The sequence below is a fragment of the Lentzea sp. NPDC006480 genome (genome assembly GCF_040611995.1).
Lineage (GTDB): Bacteria > Actinomycetota > Actinomycetes > Mycobacteriales > Pseudonocardiaceae > Lentzea.
Genome location: NZ_JBEXPJ010000331.1, coordinates 1 through 2,442, shown reverse-complemented (window position 1 = coordinate 2,442; position 2,442 = coordinate 1). Strand labels below are relative to the sequence as shown.

Sequence of the window (2,442 nt, the reverse complement as noted above, 5' to 3'; positions counted from 1 at the left end):
GTGACGCCGGTCACGAAAGCACGAACTGCACCTGTTCACCCGTCTTGTGGTGCAATGTGCACCATGTCGTGGGAGCGTCCGTCCCGGCGGGTGCGTGAGCTGATCCGGCGTGGCGCCGAGATCGCACTCGATCCACCCTCCGAGTGGCTGGCCGAGCTGGACACGGCGACGCTGGCCGGGGAGAACCGCCGCCAGGTCGCCGAGGATCCGGTGCTCGCCGCCGCGTTGAAGCGCACGAACCGCTCGAACCTGCTCGGCTGGGCGTCGGCCAACGTCCGCGCGCCGGGAGAGCGCGTTCCCGCCGACCTGGGTGAGGCACCGCTGGCGTTCGCGCGCGACCTGATCCGCCGCGGCCTCGACGAGTCGGCACTCGACTCCTACCGCACCGGGCAGGGCGTCGCGCTGCGGCTGTGGATGCGGATCGTGTTCTCGCTGACGTCCGACCCGGACGAGCTGCGCGAGCTGACCGACGTGTCGTGCCGGTCGATCTCGGCGTTCGTGGACGACACCGTGGCCGCGATCGCGGTGCAGATGGCCCGCGAACGCGAACAGCTCACCCGCGGCACGCACGCCGAACGCCTGGAAACCGTGACCCTGCTGCTCGACGGCGCGCCGATCACGGCGTCCCGGGCGGAGCACCGCCTCGGCTACCGGCTCGGCGGCGAGCACACGGCCGCGATCGTGTGGAGCGACGACGCGCTGGGCGACCTCGACCGCGTGGCGGACGCGCTCGCGACAGCAGCCGCGGATCCACGCCCGCTGACCGTGCTGGCCAGCGCCGCCACCAGGTGGGTGTGGGTGCACGGCTCGCCGGACCTGGACGTGCTCCGTGCGGGCGTCGCGCGTTTCCCGGCCGTGCGGGTGGCGCTGGGGTCGAGTGGCCCGGACGCGGACGGATTCAGGCGTAGCCACCTCGACGCTCTGACGGTCCAGCGCATGCTCGCCCGGCTGGCGTCACCGCAGCAGCTCGCGACGCACGAGGAGGTCGAGCTGGTCGCGCTGCTCACCACGGACGCCGAGCGCGCCGACCGGTTCGTCCGGCGCACCCTCGGCGCGTTGATCGGTGATTCCGAGGCGGCCGAAGCCCTGCGAGCGTTCATCGCCGCTCAGTGCAACGCGACGACGGCGGCCGCTGACCTGTACGTGCACCGCAACACCCTGCTGCGCCGCCTGGCCCGCGCTTCGAAGCTGTTGCCGCGGCCGCTGGAGCAGAACCTCGTGCACGTCGGCGTGGCTCTGGAAGTCCATCGCTGGCGAGCGCAGTAACCCGGGAATTTCCATGCCTATGCATACGTTTTGGATGACGTGAAGAAGATCGGTTTTCTGTCCTTCGGCCACTGGTCGGACAGCGCGCACTCGCAGACGCGGTCCGCGTCGGACACGCTGCTGCAGTCGATAGACCTGGCCGTCGCCGCCGAGGAGCTGGGTGCCGACGGCGCGTACTTCCGCGTGCACCACTTCGCCCAGCAGCTCGCGTCGCCCTTCCCGCTGCTTGCCGCGATCGGCGCGAAGACGTCGCGCATCGAGATCGGCACCGGCGTGATCGACATGCGCTACGAGAACCCGATGTACATGGTCGAGGACGCCGGCGCGGCCGACCTCATCGCGGGCGGCAGGCTGCAGCTCGGCATCTCCCGGGGATCGCCCGAGCAGGTCGTCGACGGTTGGCGTTACTTCGGCTACGGCCCCTCGGAGGGTGAGACCGAGGCGGACATGGCCCGCAAGCACGCCGAGGTGTTCCTGAAGGTGCTGGAGGGCGAGGGTTTCGCCCGCCCGAACCCGCGCCCGATGTTCCCGAACCCGCCTGGGTTGTTGAGGCTGGAGCCGCACTCCGCTGGTCTGCGCGACCGCATCTGGTGGGGCGCCGGGTCGAACGGCACCGCGGCGTGGGCCGCTGAGCAGGGCATGAACCTGATGAGCTCCACGCTGAAGTTCGACGAGGGCGGCGCGCCGTTCCACGTGCAGCAGGCCGAGCAGATCCGGGCGTTCCGCAAGGCGTGGACCGAGGCCGGGTGGGAGCGTGAGCCGCGGGTGTCGGTGTCGCGCAGCATCTTCGCCATCACGACCGATTTGGACGACGCGTACTTCGGTGGGGACGGCGAGAGCCGCGACCAGGTCGGCTTCATCGACGGGCCGAACCAGGCGATCTTCGGCCGCTCGTACGCGGCTTCGCCCGACGTGCTGGTCGAGCAGCTGGCTGAGGACGAGGCGATCGCCGAGGCCGACACGGTGCTGCTGACCGTGCCGAACCAGCTCGGTGTCGACTACAACGTGCACGTGCTCGACAACATCCTCACGCACGTGGCTCCGGCCCTCGGCTGGCGCTGACGCGCTGGGCGATGGTCGGCTTGCGTCGCCGTACGAGCCGGGTTTCATCGCCGCTTCGCGACGATTGCGATTGAGGCTTGACTTTGAGCCTCTGACGAGACGCACGGTCTGGCT

Annotated in this window: 2 protein-coding genes; both read left to right on the top strand. The window is 70.2% G+C overall.

Annotated elements, in window-relative coordinates:
* The first annotated feature begins 63 nt into the window (after positions 1–63).
* Positions 64–1,266, top strand: a complete 1,203-nt coding sequence (locus ABZX92_RS45670) for a PucR family transcriptional regulator (RefSeq protein WP_355572395.1) — start codon at positions 64–66, stop codon at positions 1,264–1,266.
* 39 nt (positions 1,267–1,305) lie between these two features.
* On the top strand, positions 1,306–2,328 hold the full coding sequence (locus tag ABZX92_RS45665) for an LLM class flavin-dependent oxidoreductase (protein WP_355572394.1): 1,023 nt from the start codon (positions 1,306–1,308) through the stop codon (positions 2,326–2,328).
* The last annotated feature ends 114 nt before the right edge of the window (positions 2,329–2,442 follow it).

Bases quoted from the DNA above. Each gene is read 5' to 3' on its own strand.
- ABZX92_RS45670 (WP_355572395.1), top strand. From the start codon at position 64: ATGTCGTGGGAGCGTCCGTCCCGGCGGGTGCGTGAGCTGATCCGGCGT.